The following is a 23,349-nucleotide window of genomic DNA, read 5'->3' on the forward strand; positions in this document are numbered from 1 at the left end:
ATGATCAATTATTTTTCAAAATATAAATTTTTTTTTTACTTATGCAATTTTATTTTAATCATTTTATATTTGTTTCCAGGAAGTATCCTAGGTTGGTATTTGTATAATGATGTAAGTTTACAACCACAAATTACCCCAGATCTTATAATCTCATCTAATCATGTTTATGCTTTTTTAATTCTTTCTTTTGTTGGCTTTTTTACTTTTAAAAAAATTGAACAATTAAAATTTTTAAGTATTTATTTGATATTTTTGTCCATAATCCTCGAAATATTACATAACTTTATACCAGAGAGAAGTTTTCAATTTACCGATTTATTTGGAAATCTTGTAGGTGTGATTGTAGTAATAATTATATTTTACTTTTTTAAAAAAAATGAAAATTTTAAGAATTAATTATTTATTTATTTTAGTTATTCTAATTTCAGGCTGCTCTTCAGTTCCTAAAAATACTTCAAATAGCTGTTCTATATTTAATGAAAGATATTTATGGTTTAAACATGCAAATAAATCAGAAAAAAAATGGGGAACCCCTGTTTATTTGCAGCTAGCCATCATTAAAATGGAGTCAGATTTTGATTGGCTTGCAAAACCGCCTAGGCAAAAACTTTTTAAAGTAATCCCTTATAAAAGGCCTTCAAGTTCATTTGGATATTCTCAAGCAATTAATGGAACCTGGGAACAATATAAAAAAGAGACTGGAAATAAGCTCGCAGTTAGAACTAGGTTCAAGGATAGTGTTGATTTTATTGGGTGGTATACTAGTAAATCTAGTTCTATCTTAAATATATCTAAAACTGATGCTTTTAAACAATATGTTGCTTATCATGAGGGATGGGGAAATTATAAACATTATAAAAAAAATAAAAAAATAATTAATTTAGCAAAAAGAGTTGAGAAACAATCTAATGTTTATAAAAATCAACTAAAAGAATGCAGTACCTCACTGAGTAGAAATAAATATATTATTTTTTAGATAGTTGTTTTTTAAGCTCTAAATCAACCGAGTCTATTCTTTGACTATTTTTAGCAAGCGCTAAGTACATTGTTGGTGTTACATATAATGTAAAGAAAGTAGAAATTATCATTCCTCCGAGAATAGTTGCTCCAACAGCTAGCCTAGATGCTTCACCAGCACCTGGTCCAATATTTCCTATCACTAAAGGCATCATTGCTATCATGGTACTTATAGATGTCATCATAATTGGTCTAAATCTTAAGCTAGATGCTTCTTTTACTGAGCTAACCAAATCTTTACCAGTCGTTCTTATTTGATTGGCATAATCTACAATTAAAATACTATTTTTAGTTGAAATACCAATTAAAATTACAAGAGCAATTTGAGAAAAAATATTTATTGAGCTGTTTAAAAATAGAATAAAAACTAAACCACCAAAAACAGCCAATGGAACTGTAAGCATAATTATAAATGGGTGGACAAAAGAGTTAAATGTTGCAGCCATCACCAAATATGCAGTGAGTAAACCAAGTGCAAAAATTATATAAAGTTCATTAGTAGTTTCTTTGATCTCTTCAGACTCACCTTTCCAAGTAATTTGGTTGGTAGGCGCAACTTCTGACATAATATTTTCTAGATATTCAATTGCCTCAAACAGAGAATAATTTTCATTTACATTTGCAGAAATTGTTACAGCTCTTTGCCTGTCATATCTTGCTAATACTTTTGCAGATCCTTCTTCTTTTAAATCAACTAGGTTTGATAGTGATATTAACTCTCCAGTTGTACTAGATCTAACAAATATTTTACTTAAACTATCTTTATCTTTTCTATCAACAAGATATTGTTGGATAATAATTGGATATTCTTTCCCTAATTTATTAAATGTGGTAACTCTTTTACCACCATATAGAGTCTCTAATGTTTGACCAATAGATCTAGTCGATATCCCTAAATCTTTAGCTTTATTTTTATTTATAACTAATTTTACTTCTGGTTTATTTCTATTAAAATCTGACTCAATTCTTGATAACCCTCTATTTCTTCGAAGTTTATTAATAACTTCTTTTTGAATACTTTCTAATTCCTCATAGGTACTTCCTAAAATAACCATTTGGACTGGTTTATTATAATTTGAAATTCTTATACCTTGAGGGGAAATTGGAAAAGCTAGAGTTTGAGGTACAGTTACTATCTTACCAATAGCTTGTCTCATGATTGTCATTGCATCTTTATCTCGTTTTTTCCAGTCATCTAGTAGAGCAATTATAATAAAACTATTAAATGAATTTGCTGAGCTTCCAAAACCAGGTACTCTCATGATAAATCTGTTGTAGGGACTTTCCTCTGCTTGTAGCAATGGAAGTAATCTTTTTTCTACATCTTGAGCTCTTTGTTGTGTGTAATCAAAAGAACTACCTTCATCTGTAAAACCAATAACTAAATAAACACCCCTGTCTTCTTTAGGAAGTAATTCTTTATTAGTATACATAAATAATGCAACCGAACCTGCTATGATTAAAAAAATAAAAGTTATTACTGTTTTCTTTTTGGTAACCCAGTAGCCTAATGTTTCTATATAAAAATTTGAAAATCCTTGAAAAAAAATATTAAATTTTTTTACAAAAAACCCATTGCTTGATTTTTTTTTCAAAAATTTACTTGCGAGCATTGGTGATAAAGTTAATGCAACGAAAGATGATACAACAATAGAAAAAGATAGAGCTATAGCAGTTTCTCTAAATAAAGTTCCAGATATTCCTTTTATAAAAATTAACGGAATAAAAACAGCAAGTAAAATTAAAGTTGTAGCAATAATTGCAAAGGTAATTTGTTTTGAACCTTTGTAAGCAGCAAGTAATGGGTTTTCTCCATTTTCTATTCTTCTATAAATTGCATCAGTCATTATAACCGAGTCATCAGTTATAATTCCAATTGCCAATATGAAGCTAAGTAAAACAAAAATATTAATAGAAAGATCAAATAAATAAATTCCAAGAAATGATGCAATTAAACTAACTGGTAGTGCAACTGCAGGAACTATTACTGCTTTAATATTACCTAAAAATAAATAAATTATTATTACAACCAAAACAAATGCAATTGCTAAAGTTTTAAAAACTTCATCAATTGCTGCCTTGACGTATGTGGCTCTATTAAAAGAAACTTCTAATTTTAAACCCTCTGGTAAAGTTTTTCTTACCTCAATAATTTTTTTTTGTATTTCTTTTGATAGCTCAACTGTGGAAGCACCACTTTTTGCATAAATTCCAATTCCAACTGTTTTTTGGTTTAAATTATTTTTGCTTTGAGCTTTAAATAAAGTTTTTTCAGAAACAGGACCTAACTCTACATTTGCAACATCAGATAATCTTACAATTTTATCTTTTGTTTTTTTAATAGGTAAAAACTTTAATTCATCAATATTGTTGTAGGATTTATCTAAATTTATAGTTAAATCTATATTTTCTGCTTCTAAGGTTCCAGCAGGTAGACTAATATTTTCATTTCGAAGTGCATTTTCTACTTCCTGAATAGTCATATTATTTGCAGCTAATTTAATAGGATCAATCCAAACTCTAACACTAAGCTCTCTAAGACCTCCTAGTAGAATTCTTCCAACATTTTTTACACTTGAAAATGCATCTATCAAATATCTATCTGCATAATCACCAAGTTCTAAATCTGACCATGTTGAAGACGAAACAGAAAGCCACATTGTTGTAGTAAAACCAGCAGCTTGTTTTAATATTTGTGGTGCATCTGCTTCAGAAGGCAGATTATCAACAACTCTTGCAACTCTCTCTCTTATATCGTTTGCAGCATCATCAAGTTCAATATCAGTATCAAACTCTATATTTATGCTACTTCTTCCGTTTTCAGATTTTGAGTCAATATTTTTAATTCCTTCAGCACCTCCAATAACATCTTCTATTACTTGAGTTATTTCTTGATCTACAATTGGAGCTGATGCAGATTTATAATCAACTTTAACTTGTACCACAGGTGGCTGCAAGCCATCAGGCAATTCTCTAACTGGTAGTTCAGAATAAACAAACAAACCAAATACAATGAGAATTAAAGATAGGACCCAAGCTACAACAGGTCGTTTTATACTTACTTCGGTTATATACATTTATTTATTTTTTCTCTGTCTCAGATTTTTTAAAAGGGTTTAATTTTTTTAACCAATCAAACTTACTTTTTTTTATTTCAGTTTTAGCTGGCCTACCTTTTTTTTTCCAACTTGATGCTTTTTGTTTTGTACCATACTTAATTGGTTTAATCTTTCCATTAGGTCTTGTTTTTTTAAGGCCTTCAGCGACTACTGTGTCACCATTTTCTAGACCAGATTTGATTTCTACAATTCCTTTTTTTCTTAGGCCAATTTCTACTGGTATTTTTCTTACAGTATTTTCTTTATCTACTTTATATACATAAACATTATCACCCTCCATTATAAGGCTTGTATCAAGAATACTTAATGAATTTCTCTCATTATAATTAATAGAGATTTCTAATAGTGACCCAGATAAAAGTTCATTATTAGGATTATCAAGTTTAATTCTAACTGGCAGAGATCTTTTATTTGTGTCAATTCTGCTTGCAGTAGATTCTACTTCTCCAGAGTATTTTTTAAGAGCATTTCCAGAAAATTTTATTTCAACATTTTGATCTTTTTTAACATAAGGTGCAAATGTTTCGGGTATATCTACATCAACGAATAGAACTGAAGTATCTTCTAAATTCAATATAATTGAACTTTTTGATACATCAATATCATTAGAAAAATCTCGCTTGCCAATAATACCATCGAAAGGAGTAGTTATATTTCTATTCTTAAGTTTAGCAATTACGTCTCCAACCTTAACTTTTGTGTTATACTTTATGGGTTCTAGAATCTCATATTTTTCAATATTGAACGATTTAATTTGTGCCGGAACAGCAGTACCAAATGTTTCAATTGTGTTTTGAAACATTTTTTGTTCAACAACCTTTACAATTATTCCTGGAGGAGGTCTTTTACTAAATTTTTTTTTAAAATGATTACCAATCATTGTTCTAGCTATGATTACTGCTGCAATTATAAAAAAGAATAATAATACTATTGATATAATTTTAGTTGATCTTTTCATATTTTAGTTTCTTCCATACTCTGACCATGAGCCATCATAAATTGTCGGCATATATTTATCATTAATTAACGAATAAGCCAGTGCCAATACACTTGCAGTTACCCCCGAACCACATGAAAATACTGTATTTTTGTTTAGGTCTAATTTAAATAACTCAAATTGGGTTTGGATTTTATCTTTACTTACAAAAGAATGATCATCATTTATTAATTCAGAAAAAGGCAAACAAAAAGAATTTTTTATTGAACCACTTCTTAAACCTTTTCTGGGTTCTGCAACTTTACCTTCAAATCTTTCCCTACTTCTTGCATCAACAACATTGAATTCTTTTGTATTAATGTTTTCATCTATCTGTTTTTTATTTTTAACAAGTTCTGTATTTTCTTTACACGAATATACCGAAGTTCTAATGATTACTTCTTTATTGTTTGTGATTTTATTTTCTTTTTTCCATTTTTTAAATCCTCCATCAAGAACATGAACAAGTTTGGGATTATGACCAAAATAAATTAAATTATACCAACACCTACACGAACTTATTACATCAGAGTTATCATATACTACAATTTCATCTTTATTTTCTATTCCCATATCTCCCATAATTTTTTCCCAAGATTTTATATCGGTGAGCATGTGAGGCAGGTCAGTATTTATTTTTGAATTTTTATCTAAATCAAAAAAAATTGCATTTGGTATATGATTTTTATTATATTCCTCTAAACCATTTCTTTGAGCTTGAGGCATATGCCATGAACAATCAATAATTTTTACATTATCAATTTTTTCTTCTAACCAACTTGTATCAACTAATGACATTTTATCTCTTCTCTAAATATTTTTGATGATACTCTTCTGCGGGGCAATAATTTTTAAGTAGTGAGGTTTTGGTTACAATTTTTCCTGAAAATTTAATATTTTCTTCTTTAATTATCTTTTCTGAAATTTCTTTTTGTTTATCATTTAAACAAAATATTTCACTCCTATATTGAGTGCCAAAATCTGGACCTTGAGAATTTAAAGTTGTTGGGTCGTGAATTTCAAAAAAATATTTTAGTATTTTTTCATAAGAAATAATTTTAGGATCAAAGTCTAATTTTACAACTTCAGCATGGTTAGTAGTTCCAGTGCATACCTCTTTGTAAGTTGTTACTTTATTATTGCCTCCACAATAACCCACTTCAGTTTTGATAACACCATCAAGTTTGCTAAACTTAATTTCTGGCCCCCAAAAACATCCTAATCCTAAAATTGCTATTTCCATTGATAAATTACTTAATTAATTTAAAGTTAATCACATGCTGTCAAAAAATCAATTGGGCTTTTTTTACATGTTCATTTCTGTGTGTGCATTTTCACTGATGGATGTAATTGTTAAATGGTCTGATGATTATCCAATAGGACAAGTTTTATTTTTTAGGGGATTTTGTGGTATAATACCTATTTTATTTCTTATTCCAAAAGATAGGTATTTAGATTTTTACAAAACAGACCGTAGTTTTCTTCATATTAAAAGATGTTTAGCTGGTTTAATAGCTTTAATATCTATATTTATTGCTTTAAGGAATTTGCCTTTAGCAACAGTTGTTAGTATTTCATTTGCTGCTCCAATATTTACAACTATATTTTCAATATTTTTGTTAAATGAAAAAGTTGGTTTTTATAGATGGTTAGCTGTTTTGGTTGGTTTTATAGGAATTATTGTTATTTCTGAACCAGGATTTAGTTCATTAAATTTTTATTACATTTATCCTATAATTTTTTGTTTAGGTTTATCTTATGTGGCAATAGCAATTAGAAAATTATCATCAACTGAACCTGTTTGGCTCATTGGTTTCTTCTTTTCTTTTTCAATTATGATTTTAAGTTTTTTAACCTTTTATCAAAATTGGATAATGCCAAGTTTTAAGGATTTATTTTTGTTATCAATGGTAGGCATATTAGGAGGCCTTGCAAATTTATGGTTGACTCAATCCTATAAGTTTTCTGAAGTTAGCTTAGTGACCCCTCTAAAATATTTAGCATTAGTGTTTGCCATCTTATTTGGCTACTTTATTTGGAATGAAGTCCCAACAACGAAAACTTTAGCAGGTGCTTCATTGGTTATTATTTCTTCATTCATAATATTTAAAAGAGAAATGACTTTAAAGAAGAGAGTATCGGTTGCTAGACATGAGTAAAACGCCCAAATATTGGAATATTGCAAAAGATTATTTATCTAAAAAAGACAAGGTAATGTCTTCTTTAATAAAAAAATATAAATCTCCATCAGAAGCAGTTTTAACAACTAGAAAAGATATTTTTTTTTCATTATGTAAAAGTATTATTGGACAACAGATTAGTGTAGCTGCAGCTAATTCTGTTTTTTTAAAATTTAAAAAAAAATGTAATAATAAAATAAATGCTAAAACAGTTTACAAATTGTCTACTACTCAATTAAAAAGTTGTGGATTAAGTAGACAAAAAGTTAAAGGAATTAAAAGTTTAGCAAAACAAACATTAGATAAATCATTTAATCCTAAACTTATTCCAAGTATGTCTGATGAAGAAGCAATAATATATTTATCAGAACTAAGACAAATTGGAAGATGGTCTGCTGAAATGATTTTATTATTTACTTATAATCGCTCAAATATTTGGCCAATACAGGATATTGGGTTGTTAAGAGCAATTTCTAAAAATTATAATAAAAAATATTTACCACCTGATAGATATATTAGACTATTAAATAAAAAATTTTCACCTTATTGTTCTGTTGCAACTTGGTATTTATGGCGAAGTATAGATCCTGAACCTATTCAATATTAAAACCTTGACTTATTTGCAAATGTCTTTCAGTTGTATCTTTTGCTAGAGACCACCCTTCTTGATATTCAATTGAATCATGACATTCTATTGCTTTTTCAAAACTAGGAAATTCCCAAATTACTGTTCTTGGAAATTCATCACCAGAGAAGGTTTTAAATTTACCACCTCTAACTAAAGGTTTTCCACCATAACTCTTAATTATAGGTGTTACAATTTCAGCGTACTTTTTTAAATTATCGACATTATTAATTTTTTTGTAAAGAGCTATCCAATATGCTTTCATATTTTTAATCTAACCAATTTTTATACTTATCTATATTATTATTTATATAGTTTGGTAACTTTTTCATTTCAAAATTTTCAAGAATTACCCCATTTCCAACTTTGTTGACTCGTTTATCAACCCTTAGATCGTATATAGCTTGTTTTTTTTTTACTAATTCATTTATTTCTTTAATTGATAATGAAACTTGATCAAATTCTCTGTGGTGCAAATATGATCTTAATTTATGCTCAATCATTTTAGGGCTTTTAATGTTGGAAAAATGCCATCCACCATCGTTAATTATTTGAATATTTATATATTTTTTATCTGAAAAAAAAGTATCAACACGGTAAAAAGGATATTTTCTATCTTTTACATTTCTAAGCCATTGTGGGGAAACTAAATTCTTTCTTTTGACAGCTTTAGTTCCTGTCCATTTAAAATTTGGTAAACTTAGATTATATTTGTAATAAAACATATCTTGCTTGAATAAAATTATTTCATTTTTAATTTGATTAAGGTTTACTGAACTTAGTTTGGGAATTTCATCAACATCTGAAATTAAAATTAAATCATCTTTTTTAGCACTTTTTAAACCTTCCAGAATAAAATCTCTTTGTGCATTTTCTCTATACAATGCATTCATTATATATTTCCCATCTTTTTCTTTTTCATTGTCAGTTTCTTTAATGGGTTTAACTAATTGAGGAATTTTGTCATAAACTAAATAAATTATTTTATCACTAAATTTTTCAAATTTTTTGCTATTAAACAGTAAGTTTCTTTTCTCTCCTTTGTGATTATATGTACTTTCAACAATCACAAAATAATCTACATTTTGATAAAGAACATTAAGTCTAAGATCTAAAACCTGTTCTTCATCAAAGTACATAAAACAGTCAAAAATTTTCATATGTATTTTTAATCTTTTTTAATTTTTTATATATGATAAGAAATTTTATGGCAGATAAATTAATTATCACTTTTGATGAATATACTAAAATTGTTGAAAAGTTAGCAATAGAAATTAATAAAAGTTACAAACCAACAGTTTTGGTAGGTATAATGAGAGGAGCTGCACCAATTTTAGATATTCTTTCAAGAATTTTGAAATTACCAATCGCTTATATTGTTATCCAGAGTTATTCAGGTAAAGGAATGGAAGATAAACAAGGACAATTGATGTTTGCAAGAGAAATTAGTTCTTTAGCTGAAAATAGAGATTATAAAAGAGTACTTTTGGTTGATGATCTTTCAGACACAGGCTTAACACTGAATAAAAGCATAGAATGGTTAAAAAATTACACACCCACAAAAAATTATATTGAGGAAGTAAAAACAGCTTGTCTATGGAAAAAGAAATCTTCAACTTTTGAACCAAATTTTTGTCCAGTAAGATTGACATCAGATCCATGGATTGTTCAACCTACAGAGCATTATGAAGAGATGTCTATAGAAGAAATAATAAAAAGAAATTAGTGAATAGGGCTAGTTAACACTAGCCCTATTAAACAATTTTAAGCAACTGCAAAACTAATAACACTTAATATAGCAATAATAAATATTGCTGGCGAAGTAGTTGAAAACTTACCAGTAAACAATTTGATTAATGCGTATGATACAAATGCTAAAGCTATACCATTACTAATACTGTATGTTAAAGGCATTGCAATCATTGCAAGAATAGCTGGAGCAGACTCTGCTATATCGTCCCATTCAATATCTGTAATATTTCTTACAAACAAAACTGATACAAATAATAAAGCTGCACCATCAATTTGTTTTGGTAAACTTGTTGCTAACGGCGCAAAAAATATGCACGCTAAAAAAAGCACACCAATTACTAGAGACGTCATTCCAGTTTTTCCACCAGCTTTTACACCAGCACCAGACTCAACATAACTCGTAACAGTTGTAGTTCCCATCATCGCACCTGCAACAGTTCCAACACTATCTGATAACATTGCTTTATTGATATCTTTAACTTTACCTTGTTTGTCAACTTTACCTGCTACGTTAGCAACAGAAGTTAATGTTCCTGCGGTATCAAAAAAATCGATAAATAATAAAGTAAATATTACTGTCGACATACCAGCAGTCATTGCCGCAGACAAATCAAATTCAAAAAGATATGTCATTGGTGGAGGAGAGCTAGCAATACCATTAAAGTTTGCAAGTCCAGTTGCCCATGAAATAATACTAAATACCAAAATACCAATAATGATATTACCTTTGATATTCATTTTCTCCATTACAATAATTGCAACAAAAGTAGCACAACCTAATAAAACTAATGGATTACTTAAGTCACCAAGTTTTACAAGCGTAACGGGATCATCAACTACTACTTCCATAATTTGTAGCCCAATAATTGCTAGAAATAAACCTATACCAGCTCCAATACCTAACTTAAGACTTTTTGGAATTGAATTAATTAACCAGGCTCTGATAGGTGTAAGAGATATAATTAAAAACAATACTCCAGCAACTAGAACTGCACCCAAAGCTTCTTGAGGTGTGTAGCCCATTCCTGCACAAACTCCAAAAGCAACGAAAGCATTAATCCCCATACCTGGTGCAAGTCCAATTGGCCAAGTTTTTCCGTAAAAAGCCATTATAAAACATGCTAGAGCTGTTGCTAAAATTGTTGCGGTATACACTGCGCCGAAATCAAAGAAACCTTTTTCGGGTCCGGCAAATTCTCCCGATAAGATAAATGGATTTAAAAACATTATATAAGCCATAGTTAAGAACGTTGTAGTTCCAGCTATTACTTCTGTCTTAAAATCAGTTTTGTGTTTTTTATAATTGAAATAATTTTCAAGCATTTGTCCTCCTAATGAGAGATAAATATTTGATTCTGTTGATTAACACCCTTTAAAACTAACTTTTATTCACAAATTTCAACTCAGAAGTTTATATTTATGCCATAATTGAGTTGTTAAGATCTATTTATGAAAAAAATAAAAGCATCTTTAGTTACAATAGCTTTATTTCTAATTATTGCAGGGTGTCAAAGTATAAAAGAAAAAACAGATGCAATTGTTGAAAAGGAAAATGAAAAATTAAGTAAATATATCAGCAAGCCCGCAAGTGTTCTGCAAATGGATTTAGGAAAGCCTGATGAAGATTTCAAAAATGCCAAAGGAAATTATGAATTAATTTATAATACAAAAAAATACTTAATTCCTTGTGAGAGAAGATTTGAAATTAATTCTGATAAAATTGTAATTGGATTTGTATCCAATGGTTGTTTTTAAGTAAGTACTTGCGAGGATTTTATCCCCACAAGTAAGGAAACCTTATTTAATTTCTATAAGTTTCTTCTTTTTATGTTCAGGAATTATTCTTTCACATGAGATTGTCAATAGACCATCTTTCAACTCAGCACCATTCACTTTTACATCATCAGCAATTGTAAATGATCTAGCGAATTGTCTTTGAGAAATACCTTTGTGAATAATTTCTCCATCATCATTATTTTCTTCTGATTTATTAACTAATTTAGTTCTTACAGTTAATAAATTATCTTCAAACTCAACCTCAACATCTTTTTTGTTAAAACCAGCCAATGCAACTTCAATAGCATAGTTATCTTTTCCAGTTTTTCTTATATTGTATGGAGGATAATTTGACTGCATTGTCAAATTACTATTTCCAAGCATATTTTCAAACTGATCAAACATATCATCAAAACCAATTGAAAAAGGTCTTAGTGAGTTAAAGATAGATAGATCCTTACTTGTCATAATATTCTCCTTTTTTTTAAGCAAGTTTATTTACATAAGCCCCATTAGGCGACTTACTATAGTTATATGGGAGTTATTTTTAAATTTTCAAGTTCCAGACAATTAAATTTTTTTTGAAATTTTAAGAGCAAAAGCATAGTCAACTGCAATTTCTTCAATTGCTCCATCTCTACCAGATTTTCCTCCATGTCCTGCATTCATTTCTGTTTTTAAAAGAAGTAAATTATTATCAGTTTTATAATCTCTTAATTTTGCAGTAAATTTTGCAGGCTCATCGAATAAAACTCTATTATCACTCAAACTTGTAGTAATTAATATATGAGGGTAGTCCATTTTTTTAATGTTATTATAGGGTGCATAAGAAAATATATAATCAAAATGCTCTTTATTTTCTTTGGCATTTCCAAATTCATCAAACTCTCCAACAGTTAATGGAAGAGAGTGATCAAGATTTGTTGTTAACGAGTCAACAAATGGTACAGCCATAATAATTCCCAAAAATAATTCTGGAGCTTGATTAACAACAGCACCCATTAGCAAACCCCCTGCAGAGCCTCCCATACCTATTATTTTACCCTTAGATGAATACTTTTCATCGATTAAGTATTTTGCAGCAAAAATATAATCTTCAAAAGTATTTTTTTTATTAGTAAGTTTTCCCTCTTTCCACCATTTCATTCCTTTTTCCATACCACCTCGAATGTGTGCGGTTGCCCAAATGATATCTCGATTAATTAAACTTAATCTTGTGAAGGAAAAATTTGGACTCATAGAACTGCCGTAGGAACCATATCCGTAAAGCAATAAGTTAGCTGAGCCATCAATTTTAGTTTTTTTATGTCTAGTAATTGTTAAAGGGACCAATCTTCCATCGTGTGATTTATATTCTATTCTTTCAACAATGTAGTCATCTGGGTTATGTCCTGAAGGTATTTCTTGTTCTTTGACAAGTTTTTTTGATTTGTTATGTAAGTTATACAAATAGACCCTTGATGGCGTCTTTGGAGATGAGTAACCAAGGTATACATTGTTAGTGTTTCTATCTTTTTGCATTAAAGAAATGCCTGGAACATATATATTTTCATCACAAAATAATAATTCTTCCTCAGTTCCTTTAGAGATATTTCTTACAAACAATTTATCTAATGCGTTAGAAGTTTCGGATCGAATAATCCAGTCTTTTAAAAAAGTAAGTCCACCTATTAAAACTTCATCTCTTGCGGGAATAAACGTTTCCCACTTTTGATTTTCCAAGTTGTCACAAATATCAATTTTAAAATCTTCTGCATCTTTATTAGTGTGATTATAAAACTTTCCATACCAAGAACTTACAGAGTAAAGAATGCCTTTTTCTCTTTTCATTATTAATTTAGGTGTAGGATTCTTTTCGTCTACACCAAAATAATATTGTTCAGAAGTGTTATGATCAGACGAATTAATAAAATAATATTTTTCATCTGAACTTAAACCAATACTTACAGTAAATGCTTCAGTTTTTTCCTCAAATATTAACTGATCTTGATCTTTAAAATTTCCAATCTCATGTCTAAATATTTTTCTTGCTCGATGATTTTCATCAAGTCTTGAATAAAAAATAAATTTGTCATCTTGGCTAAAAGTAATTCCTCCCGAAGTTTCATTAATTTCTTTTGAAATGAGTTTATTGCTTTCAATATTTCTTAAAAAAATTGTGTAATATTCTGACCCTTTAGTATCTAAAGAATAACCTAAATATTTGTCATTGTTACTAACTTCTAAATCTCCGACACCAAAGTATTCTACACCTAGACTTTCTTTTTCTTTATCTCCATTCCAAATTTCTTCAACAATATCTGAATTAATTTTTTTTCTAAGTTTAATTGAATAATTTCCAGTTTTAGTTGTCTTGGTCCAGTATTCATAAGTATGGTCTTTATAAGGAAGAGACTCATCTTCTAATTTTATTCTTTCCTTAATTTCATCAAATAATTTTTTTTGTAAAGGTTTAGTGTCCTGTAAATAATGGTTGGAATATTTATTTTCCTCCTCAAGATAAGCTTTTACCTCTGGTAGTAGTTTATTTTTATCTCTAAGAACCTCTAAAATATTTTTTTGATGTATCCAGCTATAATTATCTTCCCATGTAACATCATGACATGATTTTATTTCTGGTTTTTTTTTGAGATATGGTATTTTCATAAAATATAGGAAATATATGAATATAATAATTTATACACTGATAATTTTGACTATTTTGTATTTTTTTATGAAATGGTGGAGGGCTGTTTTCACCAAAAAAATGTCAAAAAGTGTAAGATTATTTACAATTTTGATCTTAATTTTTTTAGCTGTGATATTTGCAGTAGGGGGAAAAATTTTACTTACACTACCTTTAACTCTTTTAAGTTTAGCTTTAGTTAAACTTAAAGGATTATCAGTTTTTCAATTATTTTCATTATTTAGGCTGATACAAACACTTAGGAGATCAGGAAGATTTTCTTTTAATCAATCCCAAAATAATAACTCCAATACTCTCTCTGTTTCAGAAGCTTATAAAATATTAAACCTAGATATTAACAAAAAACCAACTATGAAAACAATTAACCAGGCATATATAAAAATTCAAAAAAAAATTCATCCAGATATTTCTCCTGAAACAGCAAGACTTTCAGCAATTGTTAATGAGGCAAAAGAAATAGTGATCAAAGATATTTCCTAATCAATTATTGATTTTAATTTATTGAATATCTTGTCAGGATTTATCCTATCTTTACCAAAAGTATTGTGACCTACAGTAGTTTCACCATCTGGAATAATTGGATACATATTAGAACTGTAAGAGCCATAAATCAAAGGAGTATCTGCCATTAAAGTTATTGTTTTTATTCCAAGTGCAGATGATAAGTGACTAAAACCTGTGTCATTACAGATTGAAACATCACAATTTTTAATAATTGGTAATGTTTCTGAAATTTTTAAGTTATCAAGGGGGATACATTTTTCTTTAAATTCCGAATTCATTATTTGATTCAAAATTTTTTGTTCTTCATCATTTTTTCCTGTTGCTAAAAAAAATTTACATCTTTTTATTTGATTAATTTTTTTAATAACTGATAAAAAAGTAATAGCCGGAATTCTTTTGGTTGGCCCAGAACCCCCTATTGCTAGAAGAATATTTAATTCATTAGAGTTAATTTCGTATTTTGAAATTGCAATTTGTTTTAAATTTTCATCAATATTAATTTGAGGATCGCTATTTATGTCAACATTAAAATTTTTTTTAATTAATGCTATTGCAGGATTAATTATATGTTGATTTTTTTTTTTAAAAAGAGGGTATTGATAGATACTTTTAATTCCAGCAATTCTTGCAACTAGATTAAATCTTAAAGATGAATTGAAAATATAAACTTTATCAAATTTATATTTTCTTAAATCTTTTGCTAATCTTAAAGCTCCAATGATGCCACCATGTTTTCCATTTTTTTTATTTTGTTCAAGATGAATTATTTTATCAATATATTCAGTCTGGTCTAAAAATTGATCTGCTTTTGAGCTTTTTTTTACAAGCAGGTTAACAGGAGTATTAAATCTTTTAGAAATTTCTCTAATATACGGTAAAAAGATTACAGTATCACCAATGCCCATTCGATTTTGAATAGCTAATATTTTCATATTGTATTTATAAACTTTACTATCTAATATTTTTATATAAATTTTAAATATGAGTAAAATTAATGGTATTTATGCTGCATCAATGTCAATTTTAAATCATGATTTATCACTAAATACTAAAAAAACCATTGAACATGCTGAAATGGTTATTGATCAAGGTTGCCATGGAGCCGCAATATTTGGTAGCACAGGTCAAGCTCAACTTATATCTATTTCAGATAAAATTAATTTATTTAATCATTTATCGTCAAGCAAATATAAAGAAAAATATATAATTGGTACTGGTTTAAATTCTTTAAGTGAAACTATAAATTTAATGAGTGTAGCTAGGTCTTTAAATTTCAAAAAATTTTTAATTATGCCACCGGCATTTTATAAATATTCAGATCATAATGTTATTAGTTTTTACTCAAAAATTATTGATGCGCACCCAGATTGCGAAATAATACTTTATAATTTTGAAAAATTATGTGGATATAAGTTTAGTGTTGAGTGTGTTCAAGAATTAGTAAAATTATTTCCAGAACAAATTATTGGTGTTAAAGACAGCTCATATAATCTTTTTGAAAATCTAGAAATAGATAATTTTTCAATTTTACCAGGATCAGAGTCTAAATTGTTGAAAGGATTAGAGCTCGGGTGTTCAGGAATAATTACAGCGACTTGTAATGCCACATCAAGCTTAGCTAGAAAAGTTTACGATGATTTTTTTAAAAAAAATGAGCAATCAGCTAATCAAAAACTTTGTGATGTTAGAAATACGTTTGAAAAATATAATTTGATATCAGGACTTCATACTTTTTTTTCAAAAAATGATTTAAGTTATAAAAATGTTTTACCACCATTATCAATTTTAAATTCTAAAGAGGAAAAGGAGCTTATTGATAATTTAGAAAAATTAAATTTTTCTACAAAACCTGTAATGGTAGCTTAAAGTGCAATTAGCTAGATTTCTTAATAGGGTTTTTGAGAAAGATGGTTTTATCCTTGAAGATGCTAACTCCAAAAATTATATTATTGGATCACCACTAAGCAATAATCCAATCAAAGTTAAAATTTTAGATAAAAAGCTTCACTACAAATTGTTACTTCATCCAGATTTATATTTTGGAGAAGCTTATACTGCTGGAGATATAATAATTGAAAATGGAAGTTTGAGTGATTTCTTAGATTTAGCTTTAATGAATTTTGGAAGAAATGAACTTAATTTTTTTAGTCATTTAATAAATAAATTGAGAGGGTCTTATAGATATCTAACTAACTTTAATTTTATTAAAAAATCTAAAATGAACGTATCTCATCATTATGATATTTCGGATGACCTTTATGATTTATTTTTAGACCCTAAGAGGCAGTATTCGTGTGCATATTTTAAAAATGAGAATGAAACACTCGAAAAAGCTCAAAATAATAAAATTCAACATATAATAAAAAAACTTAACATAAAACCAGGTCATAAAGTTTTGGATATCGGGTGTGGTTGGGGATCTTTAGCTATTGATATAGCTAAAAGTGTTAATTGCAATGTTACAGGAATAACATTGTCTGAAAATCAATTTAAATATTGTAATAAAAAAACAAAGGAGCTTAATTTAGAAAATCGATTAACATTTAAATTGATAGATTACCGTCAGCTTAATGAAAAATTTGATAGAATTGTAAGTGTTGGAATGTTTGAGCATGTTGGTAGGAAGTTTTACAAGAAGTTTTTTAATCAAATAGATGAATTACTGAGTGATGATGGAATTTCTTTAGTTCATACAATAGGTTCCGTAAATCCACCAAGAGACCCGCATCCATGGATAACAAAATATATCTTTCCAGGAGGTTATACCCCTAGTTTGAGTGAAGTAACAACTCCTATAGAAAAAGCTGGGTTAATTGTTTCTGATATTGAAGTTTTAAAACTTCATTATTCACACACGTTAAGACATTGGAAAGAAAACTGTAATAAAAATAAAGAAAAAATTATTCAAATGTTTGACGAAAATTTTTTTAGAATGTGGGAGTTTTATCTAACAGGTTGTGAAATGGCATTTAAGTGGGGAGATCAGGTTGTATATCAATTTCAACTTACAAAAAATTATTCATCTACACCCACAACAAGAGACTATATTTATCAATAATTTATTGATAGAAATAATTATCTCTTTTAATGAAAAAAATAAAAAAAAAATCCAAAAGAATTAAAACTAAAGCAAAAAAAAAAGTTAAGAAAAAAATTCCATATACTTTTAAAAAAGTAAAAAAAGCAAAATCAAAGGTTAAATCTAAAAATATAAGTAAAATTAAAAAAAAAACAAAGATAAAAAAAGTACCAAAAAAACAAAATCTAATTTTGAAAATAATAAATTTTCAAAATTCTTTAAAACCTCAAATAAACTTTAAAATTAATCTAAACATTGAAAAATATATTCAAGCTTTCTTTGATAAAATAGCAAATACAATTTTTGAATATAAAGAAACCAAAAAAGATGAAGCTAGAAGGCTTAAACTTGAAAAATTAGAAAAAGAACGAAGAGAAAAAATTAACCTTGAAAATGAAAAACAAAAACAGAAAGAATTAAAGATTAAGCTCCAGGAACAAGCTTTAAAAGATGAAGAAAAATTAGAAAGACAAAGAGCAAAAGATATAAAAATTTTCTTAAGAAAAGAACAAGCTTTGTTGAGAATAGAGCAAGCTGAAAAACAAAAGCAATTCTTAAAAAAATTAAGATTAGAAAAACAAATTGAAAAATTTAGAATTAGAGAAGTTAAAGAATTAGAAAAACTTGAAAGAATATCTCTTAGAGAAAAAAGAGATGATTACGCTGGTCTTCAACAGCGTATAGAAAAATTAAAAGAAAAATATCGAATAATCAGGGACCAGAAAATAAAAGAAAGAGTAGAAGCCCTCGGAGTAAGATTACAAGGCGATGAAGATAGAGAAACACTTCTACAAAAAGAAAAAGAATATACTATAGCAAGACAAAAAATAGAATTTGCTCTTGAAAGTTTTTATCGTAGTGCGAGTAGTTTGGTATTTCAGTTAAATAAAAGACATATCACAAGGCATATGTCTATTTTTAGATGTATTGATAAAAGATTTGAGACAGGAGAAATTTTTGTAAAATGGGATGAGTCTTCTGATGAGGAATGGTTGCTTTTAATTTATATTAAAAATAACTCTCCAGATGAGGGAATAGTTATTGAAGACAAGACAAATCCTGAAAAAAATATTTCTCACGAGTTTAAAAACAATGAAATATTCAAAGCATCAGATACGATGGTAGACTCGCTTACACAGCTTATTGCAAGAAAAAGAGGTAAAAATAACAATTAAACTCTCTTATTAAATTAAGTAATATCTAGAATGTTTTTTGGCACACTTACTATGTTAATTCTGTATTTTATCTTAAGGTATATTCTTGCTTGGATAAACTATTTTAATAATCTAGATCCTAGACTTGGAGACTCCACATGGCGTTGGAGTTATGATTATCATGTAGTTGGAGAAAGGGATATTTCAGATTTAGATGATAAAGATTTTGTAAGATTAAGAAGAAAAAAAAACAAGATTATTACTTTAATGTATTCTGTCGTAATGATTATGTTTATTGCCTCCATGTCTTTATTAAGTAAAATTTTATTATTTTTTACAAGCTAGTTCTTTAGTTGTTTTTTATTTTTTAAATATAAAAAATAGGCAATAATTTCATAAGTAAATTTAAAAATTTGAAAAATTATTGGAAGTTTAAAAAATTTGTACAAAAACTTATATTTTGGAATTTTTTTCCAAACAAAAAGAAAAGCTTCTGCTCCTTCAATTATTCTATTTCCGTCTTTAACATGCAATCTTCTTAAAAGCTCTTTATCTTTTTTTGATGTTTCTTTTTCAGCATTTAAATTATTGGTAATATCAATCCAGTCGATTTCTTCAATCTTCTCTTTTTTGTATAGATTAATCTCTGAACGACAAATTTTGCAGGAATTATTAAAATAAACTTTCATTATTAAAGAATAACTACATGTGAGATCAAATATTGTACATGCGTAAAATCATCCATTGAAAATTACATACAAACAACTATGTAGAGTCTATGAGTAATTTTTTTGATAAATCAGACTTATCTCGAAAAGATGTAGATGAAATTGTATCTGAAACTTTAAAAAATTGTGATGATGGAGAGATATATTTTGAAAACTCAAAATCAGAGTCAATTTTATTAGATGATAATAAAATTAAAAGTTCAAACTATAGCTCTGATCTTGGTTTTGGATTTAGAGCGATTTCTAATGAGGTAGTTGCTTATTCTCATTCAAATGAAATATCAAAAGATGCATTAAAAAATTCAGCAAAAAATCTTAAATCTACACTTAAATCAATTAAAGGAACTTATAATCATGAAATTCCAAAGACAAATAAAAAATTTTATGATGATATTAATCCTATTGAACAAAAAACATTAGATGAAAAACTAAAAGTTTTAAATAATGTAAATGATTATTTGCGAAAAAAAGACTCAACGGTAAAGCAGGTTACGGCTAGTTTTAGCGGAGAACAAAAATCTATTGAAATAATTCGATCCGGTGGTGAAGCTTTAACAGATGTCCGTCCTTTAATTAGATTCAACGTCTCAGTAATGCTTGAAAAAAATGGCAGAAAAGAAACAGGTGTTTATGGAATAGGTGGAAGACAGTCATATGATGATTATTTAAAAAATGATAATTGGAAAAATGTTTGTGAAGAAGCACTTAGAATTGCTTCCATTAATTTAGATAGTAAACCAGCGCCAGCAGGTGAAATGAAAGTTGTTTTAGGCCCAGGTTGGCCAGCTATATTAATTCATGAAGCCATTGGCCATGGTTTAGAGGGTGATTTTAATAGAAAAAAAACATCTGCATTTCATGATTTAATGGGTCAAAAAGTTGCTAGCGAGGGAGTTACAATTGTTGATGACGGAACTATTGATAAAAGAAGAGGTAGTTTGACTATTGATGATGAGGGTACTCCCACTGAAAGAACAGTTTTGATTGAAAATGGAATTTTAAAAAACTTCATGCAAGACAGATTAAATGCAAGGCTAATGAACACCAGATCTACAGGCAGTGGAAGAAGAGAAAGTTACAAACATATTGTGCTTCCAAGAATGAGAAATACAATGATGTTAAGTGGAAAACAAACTCAAGATGAAATGATTAAGTCAGTTGATAAGGGAATATTCGCAGTAAGTTTTGGAGGAGGACAAGTAGATATCACATCAGGAAAATTTGTTTTCAATTGCACCGAAGCTTATGAAATAATTAATGGAAAAATTGGTTCACCAATTAAGGGTGCAACTTTAATCGGAGATGGTCCTTCAATTTTAAAAGAAGTTTCAATGGTTGGAAATGATATGATGATGGACCCAGGTATTGGAACTTGTGGTAAAGCAGGTCAAGGTGTGCCAGTAGGAGTAGCACAACCCTCAATTCTAATTGATAAAATGACAGTAGGTGGAACAAAACTGTAAATCATGATTAAAGATGAAGAGTATTTAAAATCTAAGGCTTCCTATTGCTTAGATCTAGCCAAAAATCTTGGAGCTACAGATGTATGTGTAACTGTGGGAAACTCAATTTCAGAAACAGTAAGTTTTAGAAATAAAGTTTTAGATGAGTCAAATAGATCTGATAGTTTAGCAATAAGTATTGATACTTATTTAGGCAAAAAAAAATCATCAATTTCTTCTTCAAATTTATTAGATGAAAATCTAAAAATATTAATTGAAAAATGTTTCGAAACTACAAAAATTACTCCTGACGATGAATTCAATTCTCTTCCGGATAAAGATCTTTTAGCAAAAAATATTAATGATTTGAACTTGTATGATCAATCACATATAGAAAATGATAAAAAAATAGATTATTTGAGAGAGTTAGAAGAGACAGCTTCAATTGATAAAAAAATCATAAATACAGAGTCTGGTTTTACAGAAAATAAATCAAATTTTATTCTAGCTAATAGTGATGGATTTTGTAATGGTTACAAATCTTCATCATTTACAGCCTCTTGTGTTACCGTTGCAAAAAATGAAAATAATATGGAAAGAGACTATGAATTTACAAGTAAATGTCATTTAAATGATATTTCTAACCCTACTGAACTTGGAAAAATTGCAGCTGAGCAAACTGTAAAAAAACTTAATCCAAAAAAAATTGGTAGTGATAGGTACAGTATTATTTTTGATAAAAGAATTTCAAAAGGATTTCTAAGTTCTTTCGCGAGCGCAATTTCTGCATCATCTATTGCAAGAGGAACATCATTTCTTAAAGATAAATTAAACCAACAAATTTTTTCAAATTCAATTAACATTATTGATAAGCCTGATTTGATTAAAGGTATGGGCTCAAAGTGTTTTGACTCTGAAGGAGTTAAAACAGACACATTAAAATTAGTTAGTGATGGAATTCTAAATAATTACTTGGTTGATACCTATAATGGAAAAAAATTAAACCTAAAATCAAATGGAAGAAGTGGTGGAAGCACTAATCTTTATTTTGAAAATGGGAATGTTAAATATGAAGAATTACTGAAAAGCCACTCTAAAATTTTATACGTAACTGAAACTATCGGTCATGGAACAAATCTTGTAACAGGTGATTATTCAGTGGGTGCCACTGGGTTTTTTGTTGAAAATGGAGAATTTAAATATCCAGTAAATGAAATAACTATAGCTGGAAACTTTAATGAAATGTTTAAGAATATTACATTAGCAAATGATCTGGAATTCAAATACTCGGTGAATTCCCCTACCATGATGATAGAAGGTATGACCGTTGCTGGTAAATGAGCAAATATTGCGTAATTGGCTCAGGAATATCAGGTGCAACTATTGCAAGTCTTTTAAGTAAAAACTATTCAGTTGATTTATTTGATAAGGCAAGGGGGCCAGGAGGAAGATCTTCTTTTAAAAGATTAGACAAATACAAAGGATTTGATCACGGCACTCAATACATTTCACCTAAAAGTCCAGCTTTTAAAAAATTTATTAATGTTTTAATAAAAAAGAAAATATTAAAAGAATGGGGTGGTAAACATTTATTTTTAAATAAATTTAAAAAAGAAAATAAAAATCATGTAAAGATAATCGGTAGAAAAGGGAACAATGATATTAGCAAATATCTTTTAAAAAATATTAAATGTTATTTTCAAACTGAATTAAAAAAAATTGACTACAAAGACAAAAAATGGATACTTACTTTTTCTGATGGAAATAGAAAGATTTATGAAAAAATAATTCTAACTTGTCCATTTACTCAACTATCAAAGTTATCAAAAGAATTTATAAAAGCTCCATTCATAAAGAAAAAAGTAAAGATGGATGCTAACATTACAGTTATGTTTTCAATAAAAAAAACAAACAATAATGTGAGTAGCTATTTATTTGATGACAAAATTTTGGGTTGGGCTGCAAAAGAAAACAGTAAAAAAAGATTTAAAAGCAATCAAGATTTATGGACTTTGCAAAGTACTTATAATTGGGCAAATAAGATGATTAATAAAAATAGAAAAAATAAAGATATAAATTCTAAAACTTTAATTGATCATTTCTTCAAGCTTACAGGTATTAAAAAAACTAAAGTATTATTTTCTCTTAATCATGGCTGGAAATATTCATCAAATTCAAATCCTTTAAAAATAAAAAGTTACTGGAACTCATCATTAAATTTTGGAGTATGTGCAGATTGGTTTGTTGGACCAAGACTTGAAGCTGGCTGGATAAGTGCCAATGATCTTTACAAAAAAATTATTAAATGAAT

General features: G+C 28.1%; 25 protein-coding genes. 14 read left to right on the forward strand and 11 right to left on the reverse strand.

The window, feature by feature from the left end:
- Both vanZ and F754_RS0100315 read left to right on the forward strand, forming a co-directional pair.
- Window positions 1-396, forward strand: a complete 396-nt coding sequence (gene vanZ, locus F754_RS0100310; RefSeq protein WP_023647922.1) for a VanZ family protein — start codon at window positions 1-3, stop codon at window positions 394-396.
- Window positions 377-976, forward strand: coding sequence for a lytic transglycosylase (locus F754_RS0100315; protein WP_023647923.1), 600 nt, complete (start codon window positions 377-379; stop codon window positions 974-976). The genes vanZ and F754_RS0100315 overlap by 20 nt, the downstream gene beginning before the upstream one ends.
- Here F754_RS0100315 and F754_RS0100320 read toward each other — a convergent pair.
- From F754_RS0100320 to msrA, 4 genes are read right to left on the reverse strand one after another with little or no spacing between them, the layout of a single operon-like run.
- Window positions 966-4,094 (reverse strand): efflux RND transporter permease subunit, encoded by a 3,129-nt coding sequence (locus F754_RS0100320; RefSeq protein WP_023647924.1) that lies wholly within the window; start codon window positions 4,092-4,094, stop codon window positions 966-968. The two genes, F754_RS0100315 and F754_RS0100320, sit on opposite strands and share 11 nt — an antisense overlap.
- A 4-nt stretch (window positions 4,095-4,098) precedes the next feature.
- Complete coding sequence (locus F754_RS0100325; protein ID WP_023647925.1) at window positions 4,099-5,094, reverse strand: efflux RND transporter periplasmic adaptor subunit; 996 nt, start codon at window positions 5,092-5,094, stop codon at window positions 4,099-4,101.
- A gap of 3 nt (window positions 5,095-5,097) precedes the next feature.
- Complete coding sequence (locus tag F754_RS0100330) at window positions 5,098-5,910, reverse strand: sulfurtransferase (RefSeq protein WP_023647926.1); 813 nt, start codon at window positions 5,908-5,910, stop codon at window positions 5,098-5,100.
- Window position 5,911: 1 nt separating this feature from the next.
- A complete protein-coding gene (gene msrA / locus F754_RS0100335; protein WP_023647927.1) occupies window positions 5,912-6,355 on the reverse strand; it encodes a peptide-methionine (S)-S-oxide reductase MsrA in 444 nt (147 codons plus the stop codon).
- A 34-nt stretch (window positions 6,356-6,389) separates the two neighbouring features.
- Between msrA and F754_RS0100340 the strand changes: the two genes are divergently transcribed.
- Entirely contained in the window at window positions 6,390-7,271 is an 882-nt protein-coding gene (locus F754_RS0100340; protein WP_023647928.1) for a DMT family transporter, read from the forward strand.
- Window positions 7,264-7,899 carry a DNA-3-methyladenine glycosylase gene (locus tag F754_RS0100345; RefSeq protein ID WP_023647929.1) on the forward strand — a complete coding sequence of 212 codons (636 nt, stop codon included), beginning with the start codon at window positions 7,264-7,266 and terminating at the stop codon, window positions 7,897-7,899. The genes F754_RS0100340 and F754_RS0100345 overlap by 8 nt, the downstream gene beginning before the upstream one ends.
- Here the strand turns inward: F754_RS0100345 and F754_RS0100350 are convergent.
- A complete protein-coding gene (locus F754_RS0100350) occupies window positions 7,886-8,182 on the reverse strand; it encodes a DUF1330 domain-containing protein (protein WP_023647930.1) in 297 nt (98 codons plus the stop codon). The genes F754_RS0100345 and F754_RS0100350 overlap by 14 nt on opposite strands.
- A gap of 4 nt (window positions 8,183-8,186) precedes the next feature.
- Window positions 8,187-9,077 (reverse strand): hypothetical protein, encoded by an 891-nt coding sequence (locus F754_RS0100355; RefSeq protein WP_023647931.1) that lies wholly within the window; start codon window positions 9,075-9,077, stop codon window positions 8,187-8,189.
- A gap of 32 nt (window positions 9,078-9,109) precedes the next feature.
- On the opposite strand from F754_RS0100355, the gene F754_RS0100360 reads away from it, so the two are divergent.
- Entirely contained in the window at window positions 9,110-9,643 is a 534-nt protein-coding gene (locus F754_RS0100360; RefSeq protein WP_034390888.1) for a phosphoribosyltransferase domain-containing protein, read from the forward strand.
- A 38-nt stretch (window positions 9,644-9,681) separates the two neighbouring features.
- Here F754_RS0100360 and F754_RS0100365 read toward each other — a convergent pair whose 3' ends face one another.
- A complete protein-coding gene (locus tag F754_RS0100365; protein WP_023647933.1) occupies window positions 9,682-10,992 on the reverse strand; it encodes an NCS2 family permease in 1,311 nt (436 codons plus the stop codon).
- A gap of 126 nt (window positions 10,993-11,118) precedes the next feature.
- Between F754_RS0100365 and F754_RS0100370 the strand changes: the two genes are divergently transcribed.
- Entirely contained in the window at window positions 11,119-11,424 is a 306-nt protein-coding gene (locus F754_RS0100370) for a hypothetical protein (protein ID WP_023647934.1), read from the forward strand.
- A 42-nt stretch (window positions 11,425-11,466) separates the two neighbouring features.
- Here F754_RS0100370 and F754_RS0100375 read toward each other — a convergent pair whose 3' ends face one another.
- Together F754_RS0100375 and F754_RS0100380 are read right to left on the reverse strand one after the other, a co-directional pair.
- Window positions 11,467-11,913 carry an Hsp20 family protein gene (locus tag F754_RS0100375; RefSeq protein WP_023647935.1) on the reverse strand — a complete coding sequence of 149 codons (447 nt, stop codon included), beginning with the start codon at window positions 11,911-11,913 and terminating at the stop codon, window positions 11,467-11,469.
- A gap of 102 nt (window positions 11,914-12,015) precedes the next feature.
- Window positions 12,016-14,091 carry a S9 family peptidase gene (locus tag F754_RS0100380; protein WP_023647936.1) on the reverse strand — a complete coding sequence of 692 codons (2,076 nt, stop codon included), beginning with the start codon at window positions 14,089-14,091 and terminating at the stop codon, window positions 12,016-12,018.
- A 16-nt stretch (window positions 14,092-14,107) separates the two neighbouring features.
- On the opposite strand from F754_RS0100380, the gene F754_RS0100385 reads away from it, so the two are divergent.
- Complete coding sequence (locus tag F754_RS0100385) at window positions 14,108-14,611, forward strand: J domain-containing protein (protein ID WP_023647937.1); 504 nt, start codon at window positions 14,108-14,110, stop codon at window positions 14,609-14,611.
- Here the strand turns inward: F754_RS0100385 and F754_RS0100390 are convergent.
- A complete protein-coding gene (locus tag F754_RS0100390) occupies window positions 14,608-15,567 on the reverse strand; it encodes a glycosyltransferase family 9 protein (RefSeq protein WP_023647938.1) in 960 nt (319 codons plus the stop codon). The two genes, F754_RS0100385 and F754_RS0100390, sit on opposite strands and share 4 nt — an antisense overlap.
- Before the next feature lie 49 nt (window positions 15,568-15,616).
- Between F754_RS0100390 and F754_RS0100395 the strand changes: the two genes are divergently transcribed.
- From F754_RS0100395 to F754_RS0100410, 4 genes are read left to right on the forward strand one after another with little or no spacing between them, the layout of a single operon-like run.
- A complete protein-coding gene (locus F754_RS0100395; RefSeq protein WP_023647939.1) occupies window positions 15,617-16,501 on the forward strand; it encodes a dihydrodipicolinate synthase family protein in 885 nt (294 codons plus the stop codon).
- A gap of 1 nt (window position 16,502) precedes the next feature.
- Window positions 16,503-17,693, forward strand: a complete 1,191-nt coding sequence (locus tag F754_RS0100400; RefSeq protein ID WP_023647940.1) for a cyclopropane-fatty-acyl-phospholipid synthase family protein — start codon at window positions 16,503-16,505, stop codon at window positions 17,691-17,693.
- Between the two features lie 29 nt (window positions 17,694-17,722).
- Entirely contained in the window at window positions 17,723-18,889 is a 1,167-nt protein-coding gene (locus tag F754_RS0100405; RefSeq protein ID WP_023647941.1) for a hypothetical protein, read from the forward strand.
- A gap of 30 nt (window positions 18,890-18,919) precedes the next feature.
- Entirely contained in the window at window positions 18,920-19,213 is a 294-nt protein-coding gene (locus F754_RS0100410) for a hypothetical protein (RefSeq protein WP_023647942.1), read from the forward strand.
- Here F754_RS0100410 and F754_RS0100415 read toward each other — a convergent pair.
- Window positions 19,210-19,557, reverse strand: coding sequence for a DUF393 domain-containing protein (locus F754_RS0100415; RefSeq protein WP_023647943.1), 348 nt, complete (start codon window positions 19,555-19,557; stop codon window positions 19,210-19,212). The genes F754_RS0100410 and F754_RS0100415 overlap by 4 nt on opposite strands.
- Before the next feature lie 89 nt (window positions 19,558-19,646).
- On the opposite strand from F754_RS0100415, the gene tldD reads away from it, so the two are divergent.
- From tldD to F754_RS0100430, 3 genes are read left to right on the forward strand one after another with little or no spacing between them, the layout of a single operon-like run.
- Window positions 19,647-21,059, forward strand: a complete 1,413-nt coding sequence (gene tldD / locus F754_RS0100420) for a metalloprotease TldD (RefSeq protein WP_023647944.1) — start codon at window positions 19,647-19,649, stop codon at window positions 21,057-21,059.
- Between the two features lie 3 nt (window positions 21,060-21,062).
- Window positions 21,063-22,379 (forward strand): protein for maturation of antibiotic MccB17, encoded by a 1,317-nt coding sequence (locus F754_RS0100425; RefSeq protein WP_023647945.1) that lies wholly within the window; start codon window positions 21,063-21,065, stop codon window positions 22,377-22,379.
- Window positions 22,376-23,347 (forward strand): NAD(P)-binding protein, encoded by a 972-nt coding sequence (locus tag F754_RS0100430; protein ID WP_023647946.1) that lies wholly within the window; start codon window positions 22,376-22,378, stop codon window positions 23,345-23,347. The genes F754_RS0100425 and F754_RS0100430 overlap by 4 nt, the downstream gene beginning before the upstream one ends.
- Window positions 23,348-23,349 lie beyond the last annotated feature (2 nt).

The organism is Candidatus Pelagibacter ubique HTCC8051 (assembly GCF_000472605.1).
GTDB lineage: Bacteria > Pseudomonadota > Alphaproteobacteria > Pelagibacterales > Pelagibacteraceae > Pelagibacter > Pelagibacter communis_B.